The organism is Sulfurovum sp., assembly GCF_041551015.1.
GTDB lineage: Bacteria > Campylobacterota > Campylobacteria > Campylobacterales > Sulfurovaceae > Sulfurovum.
In genome coordinates, this window is the sequence record NZ_JBFENQ010000106.1 from 1 (window position 1) to 6,518 (window position 6,518).

Annotated in this window: 8 protein-coding genes; 2 read left to right on the plus strand and 6 right to left on the minus strand. The window is 35.5% G+C overall.

All coding sequences use genetic code 11. From position 1 onward, the window contains the following. Nucleotides 1–718 (minus strand): endonuclease/exonuclease/phosphatase family protein (locus ABZC96_RS07475; protein ID WP_373030178.1); only part of this gene is annotated, 718 nt, incomplete at its 3' end. A gap of 336 nt (nt 719–1,054) precedes the next feature. Here ABZC96_RS07475 and ABZC96_RS07480 point away from each other — a divergent pair. After that, entirely contained in the window at nt 1,055–1,321 is a 267-nt protein-coding gene (locus ABZC96_RS07480; protein ID WP_373030180.1) for a hypothetical protein, read from the plus strand. A gap of 112 nt (nt 1,322–1,433) precedes the next feature. Here ABZC96_RS07480 and ABZC96_RS07485 read toward each other — a convergent pair whose 3' ends face one another. From ABZC96_RS07485 to ABZC96_RS07500, 4 genes are all read right to left on the minus strand, one after another. Beyond that, nucleotides 1,434–1,649: an SHOCT domain-containing protein gene (locus ABZC96_RS07485; protein ID WP_373030182.1), complete on the minus strand. Its 216-nt coding sequence runs from the start codon at nt 1,647–1,649 to the stop codon at nt 1,434–1,436. 126 nt (nt 1,650–1,775) lie between these two features. Further along, nucleotides 1,776–2,327 carry a hypothetical protein gene (locus ABZC96_RS07490; RefSeq protein WP_373030183.1) on the minus strand — a complete coding sequence of 184 codons (552 nt, stop codon included), beginning with the start codon at nt 2,325–2,327 and terminating at the stop codon, nt 1,776–1,778. A 304-nt stretch (nt 2,328–2,631) separates the two neighbouring features. After that, a complete protein-coding gene (locus ABZC96_RS07495) occupies nt 2,632–3,078 on the minus strand; it encodes a YidB family protein (RefSeq protein ID WP_373030185.1) in 447 nt (148 codons plus the stop codon). A 34-nt stretch (nt 3,079–3,112) separates the two neighbouring features. Then, nucleotides 3,113–3,973: a S1 RNA-binding domain-containing protein gene (locus ABZC96_RS07500; RefSeq protein WP_373030186.1), complete on the minus strand. Its 861-nt coding sequence runs from the start codon at nt 3,971–3,973 to the stop codon at nt 3,113–3,115. Between the two features lie 110 nt (nt 3,974–4,083). Between ABZC96_RS07500 and ABZC96_RS07505 the strand changes: the two genes are divergently transcribed. Then, complete coding sequence (locus ABZC96_RS07505; RefSeq protein ID WP_373030187.1) at nt 4,084–4,542, plus strand: DUF6524 family protein; 459 nt, start codon at nt 4,084–4,086, stop codon at nt 4,540–4,542. Between the two features lie 124 nt (nt 4,543–4,666). Here the strand turns inward: ABZC96_RS07505 and dsbD are convergent, their stop codons facing one another. Further along, nucleotides 4,667–6,451: a protein-disulfide reductase DsbD gene (gene dsbD, locus ABZC96_RS07510; protein ID WP_373030188.1), complete on the minus strand. Its 1,785-nt coding sequence runs from the start codon at nt 6,449–6,451 to the stop codon at nt 4,667–4,669. Nucleotides 6,452–6,518 lie beyond the last annotated feature (67 nt).

The following is a 6,518-nucleotide window of genomic DNA, read 5'->3' on the forward strand; positions in this document are numbered from 1 at the left end:
CACTAAGATTTTGAAGTATATCTGGCTCCGTTACAAGACGCCCATCCTTTGCTATATTCATCACATGATGCAATCCTGTTCTTCCATTCGTATCATCTATCTTTTTTTCAAGACTTAAATGGGCGTCATACTCTGTGTTAAAATCACCTAGAACAATGTAAGGTTTTGACTTTGGCAAAGCATACAAACGTTTCTTCAGCACCTTGGCATACTTCATACGTTTACTCTCAACTCCATGGTATGCTCTGGATTTCCAGTGGTTCACAAATAGCCATAAAGACTCACCGTTTACATCTACCTCAACTTCAAGTATGTTACGTACCCGTGGCGAATAACTTACCTGCAACTCTCTTTGTGTTTTAATGGGAAACCGTGAAAGCAAAGCTACTTGTATCGGTGCATCTTTTTTAGAAGTAATAGCCGAATACCTATACCCACACCCTACACGTGAAAGTCGTTTTTTAAGTTGTTCAAAAATATTGGCATTTTCGATCTCCTGCAGTCCTAATATATCTGCATCCAGATCACAGATCACTTCTGTCACATGGTTGAGCTTTATGTCAACCATACGTTTTGTCCAATTATGTTTTAGGGTGTAATCATCATACTCCGTACCAACATACTCTGCATCAAAAAGATTTTCTACATTGTATGTTGCCACTTTGAATGGTTTTGAAAGAAGGAGTAAAGGCAGTAAAAATAAAAGCAGGTATCTCACATAATATCCTATAATTTTAATAGTATTCTACCCAAGTATTGAAAAGTATGGGAGAAGTATGACAATATGTCATAAAAGAATAGAAATATTTAAATTCAAAACCTCATAAAGTTATATATTTTATAAGGTTTTAGTTTTGAGATCGTTGTCCATCACCAAGCAAAATTCTTGATGAAACATTGGCAGAGCTATCATCTAATGACAAGCACAACATAATCTAACATAGAATATACTGTAAGTACATAATTTCCTTCTTTGAGAATATTGACTTAGAAAATTATTTCTAGATTCTCTTAAAGAAAGATATAATCCCTCACTTAAAAAATAGGACACAATATGAGTTATCTACATAACTACAAGATCAGAAAAAATATAATGGGCCTCTTGCTCTTGGTAGTAATGCTCTTTGGAACTTATGCTGCATTTGCTGATACACTTAAAGATGCACTAGGTGGAGAATCGAGTAGTTTATGGATTGAGATGGCTCCTTTCTCAGGATATGTAGCATTAGGAGCTATCATCCTGTATATTCCTCTAAACATATTAGATAAGAGACTTTACGAAAAGGCGCTAAAAGAAAATAAAGGCAAAGGCAGTAGCTAAATTGTCCCCCCTGTGAAAAGTTTTGTCGTTCTATCGGTAGGTAATTACTCTAAATGAGTAATGAAAACCTTATAAAATATAACTTTATAAGGTTTCAACAATTAGATATTTTTCAATCATTTTTCTTAAGAGCATTAGATTTCTCTTCATACTCTTCTGTATCTATTTCACCATTTGCATAGCGTCTATCAAGTATATCTTGTGCCGAAGAGTGTTTCTCTTTATTTTTTGTTAATTCTGTCAAAAAATAAAAAACAATAACTATGAACAGTATCAATGTAAACCACATACCAAAACCCATCCCCCAGCCATGTCCTACATAATCCATTTTAGATCCTTTATAAATTTAGTATGCCAGTCTGTATTAAGTGTGTATAGTCATTGGATTCTTTCTCACCAAGATAGTGAGATAGGAAAAAGATAGCCTAATTTTATAGGCTATCACTGCAATTTATTAATTGTTCATCATTCCTTGACCACCCATCATACCTTGATTGCCTTTCATACTACCATTGCATTTTCCCATTTGTTGGTTCTGCATCATACCTTGGTTACCCTGCATACCTTGATTTCCTTGCATCATTCCAACTTTACAATTTTGAATTTCTTGAAGAGTAGTAGCAGCATTAACACACTTTTTGACTCTGTCGATCTGTTGCTGAGAATTAGAGTTTTGCATCATACCTTTATTGCCTTGCATACTACCATTGCATTTCCCCATTTGTTGGTTCTGCATCATTCCCTGACCACCCATCATATCTTGGTTACCTTGCATCATTCCAGACTTATTTTTCATATTCGAATTTTGCATACCATTGCATTTTCCCATTTGTTGGTTCTGCATCATTCCCTGACCACCCATCATACCTTGGTTGCCTTGCATCATTCCAGACTTATTTTTCATATTCGAATTTTGCATACCATTGCATTTCCCTGTTTCACCATATGTGAGACCTGTAAATCCTATAATCAAGAGTGCAGTAACTGTAACGTTAATATTTTTCATAATAATCCTTTTATCAATTTATTATATATCGAAGTATAAAACGTTAATGTGCAAAGAGTGTGTAGTAAAATCAAAGAAAACCTATATTATGAATATGAATTTTTATACTATTTGATAAAGAATAGCATTGAGATTGAAAACCTTATAATCTAACATATTTTTTAAGGTTATTCGCTGTAGCGACGTTTGCGTACTATAAATCTGTATCCTTCAATAGAAAATCTTATAAAATGTTCTATATAGGATGTTTTATAAGGTATTAGTGCAGTTAGATAACTTTGGGTAACTATATATACTAAAGAGCTTAACGGAACATTTTTCCAAGCATATCCATAGCCCCATTAGGTCCCCTTACATTAGAAAGCATTTCATCCATGATGGTACCTTCCCCTCTGGTTGCCTGGTCTACCACTTGAGGTAATACTTGGGCTAATGCATTTGCAGCACTTTCTTGAGAAATTCCAAGTTCTGAACTAAAAGAAGCCACGTTATCTGAACCTAAAAGTGTCGTGATCTGTTCTATGGAGATGGATTTGTTTTCTCCATTACCTAACCATGAACCTACGATCTCACCCAAACCATTCTGAGACAATCCACCTACAAATTTCACAAGATCAAGTCCACCCTGACCATTTCCCACAAGGTTATTTAGTGCATTGGCAATATCATCTACATCAAGTTTTACTATTGCATCATCACCATTGTTTTGTATCATAGATGCGGCTATTTTAAATAAATCCGTTAATTCCATATCTTTTCCTTTAATATTTCTATCAGCGAGTATATTACAATAAGACAATTGAATTATCTAATAATTGTATCTTTTTTGCTTCAATAAGTTCTGTCAATGTACGTTTAAAATTTTTCTTACTCATGCCAAAGACTTTTTTAATCTCATCAGCATCACTTTTGTATGTAAATGGTAATGTACCGTCAGCTTCTTTAAGAAGTTGGATAATAGTGCCTTCTGACTCACCTATCTTCGCTTTTTTTCCTATAGGCTGTAAAGAAAGATCAAGTTTAAAGTCTTTTCTTACATTTTTAATATACACTTTCTTGCGGTCCCCTATGCGTATATCTTCAAAGATCTCATTGTCGAATAGCATCCCTTCGTACTGATTGTCTGCTACAACTTTAAATCCTAGTGGCGTTTTAGCCAAAACGATGGCATCCAACACTTTATTTTGATGTAGACCACTCATATCTCTGTTTAAATATTTACCTATTTTTTGGGTAGCAAAAAGACGATCTGTTTGTGCATCTAAACAGACACGTAAAAGATACTTTTTCCCTATAGTAAAATGTTCTTTTTGTTGAGAAAGAGGTACAAACAAGTCTTTAGGAAGTCCCCAGTTTACAAAAGCGCCATAAGGCTTGTAATCTACCACTGTAAAGTACCCATATTCACCAAGCTTTGCGTAAGGCATTTTGGTGGTAGCTACCGGTCTATCTTCACTGTCTGTATAAATAAATACATCTATAAGTGACCCCATAGGCATCTCATCTTCCATGACATAGACATTAGGAAGAAGTACTTCCTTCTCATCTTTTGCTTCAAGGAAATAGCCATAGTCTGTATCACGCATGACTTCTAAAGTGTTTATCTCACCAATATTAATAGTTAAATTTTTTGATTTTTCTTGCATGTGTTATTCCGTTTCATCTTAAATTCTGTGATGCACTCACAGTAATAATGACATTATAGCTAAAAAAATATTTGGCTATAATATTTTCACTATACATCAAGGAAGTAGAAATGATCCCAAATATATTAACAAACACAAACACAACAAAGAGTGGTAAAAAAGTTACCCATTTAGCCTGGTGGGTAACACTTGTTTTATCTATGGCACTTGCAGTGGGAACATGGAATCCTAGCGGACACCACTTTATACACTACATCTCTAATGTAGATGACATACTTTCAGGATTTAAACCCTTTGCGATACTTATCATGTTTGCACTTTGGCTACTTGCTATCAAATCTATCTTTCAAAGTTTGAAGTATTATGGTGCCATTATCACAGTCATCATCATCGGTGCGTTTATCTGGGGATTACAGCAGTATAATATCATCAATGTAACTGAGTTTGAGCAAGCAGGGTGGGCTGCCACCATAGGCGTAGGACTTCTGATCTGGTTTGGACTCAATGCCTCGATCATTTGGAAAAAACTTACGGGTGTCTATACGACTGACAGCAGCGATGAAGACTAACATTAAAAATTATCAGAATAAACAAACCTTTTTACTATCAACGCAGTTCTGTATTTTGGGGATATGAATATAAAAGGATTGCTGTTACAGTAATCGCGAGAGTCTAGAGGTTAGCCTCCCGCGATTATTTTAAGATACTCTCCAAATGTTTTGCAAAATCTTCAGGCGGAACAAATCCAGTCAAACTTTTCTCTGCCAAATAGTTATTTGACGTATCAAAGAAAATAATGTTCGGTGTACCGAAAAGTTCGAACTTTTTAAGTAGTGCTTTGTCTGCATCCGTATTGTCTGTCAGGTCTATCTTAATGAAAGTAAAGTTCTTCAAATGTTCTTGTACTCTAGGGTCTGGGAAAGTGATCTCCTCAAGTTCTGTACATGCAGTACAAGACTTTTTACCAAAATCAACAACCACTGGTTTATCTGATGCACTTACCTCTTTCATAAGACGTTCTACACTATAACCTCTATGTCCTTTTTCTGAATTCGAAAGTACATGATTGTCTACACTTCCTTTGGGTTGTGTAAATTTTTCAAATGGCCTAATGATTGAAGTTGAACCACTAATCCCCCCGATAAAGAGCGATGCCCCATAAAGCAAAAACACCATAGCCAGGAGTTGGAAAAGTTTTTTTGCACCATGTGTTACATTACTAGGGTTAAATACACCCATATAAAGTGATGAACCTATAAATAGCAATGACCAAAGTATCATCGTAAGACTATCTGGAAGTATACGTGAAAGCATAAAAATACCAAGACCCAGCATCATCACACCAAATGTTTGTGACACTACAGTCATCCAACCACCTGGCTTTGGCATAAATTTACCAGCGCCTATACCTACAAGTAGAAGTGGCATACCCATACCTATACTCATAACAAAAAGTGCAGCACCACCTAAAAAAGCGTCCCCCGTATGAGAAATAAACAGTACAGCACCTCCAAGCGGTGGTGCTACACATGGTCCTACAATAAGTGCAGAAAGAAGTCCCATAATTGCAGTCCCAATGATGCCTTTCCCTTGTGCATTATCACTGGCTTTTGTAAGTTTAGACTGCCATGATACAGGAAGCCCTATCTCGTAGTATCCAAAAAGAGAAAATGCTAAAGCCACAAACATCGCTGCAAAAACAGTCAGCACCCAAGGTGTCTGCATTGCTGTTTGTATATCTGCTCCCACCAATCCGGCTATGATCCCTACAGCAGTGTACGTTAAAGCCATCGAAACAACATATACTAAAGAGGTAAAAAACGCTTGAGCCACACTTGGTTCTTCATCTCCTCCCTGTTGAGAGACGATGATAGATGACAAAATAGGGATCATAGGAAAGATACACGGTGTCAATGCCAAGAGTAATCCAAAAATGAAGAAAAGAAGTAAAATAAATATGGAGCTTTCATTGACGAGGATATCTGCTATTTTTGCGGTATTACCCTCTTTTACAAGTTTTGATATCTTATCAAATACGCCAAGTTCTGCTCCTTTAAAATCAAAGGTCTTTTTAATGGGTTGATAACAGATACCTGCATCCGAACAGCCTTGAAATTCTATTTCAAGCGTATAATCACCTTTGACTTTAGATTCTATCTCCTGCGTGGAAATTGTTACGATCAACTCTTTTTCATATACCATATCACCATCAAAATCATGTGCTTCTGGTTTCGTAACCGTAAGTTCAACTTGAGAAGGGGAAATGATTCTATAATATAATGTGTTTTCATAAACATGGATTTTATCTGCCATAATGATTTTTGTTTCTATCACATCATCTTTCAGTACAGCACTGACTTGAAATGCTTCATCTGGCGATAAAAACTTCTGTTTTTGCAATGCACTGTCAAAACCTGCAAATGCAAATGTACTTAAAAGGAAACTCAATAAGAGTAACTTTTTTACTAAATCATTCATTTTTTCTCTTTTATATTAAACTTTTATAGTATTCTATTGTACTATTTGTGTATAAGGTGTGTAATAG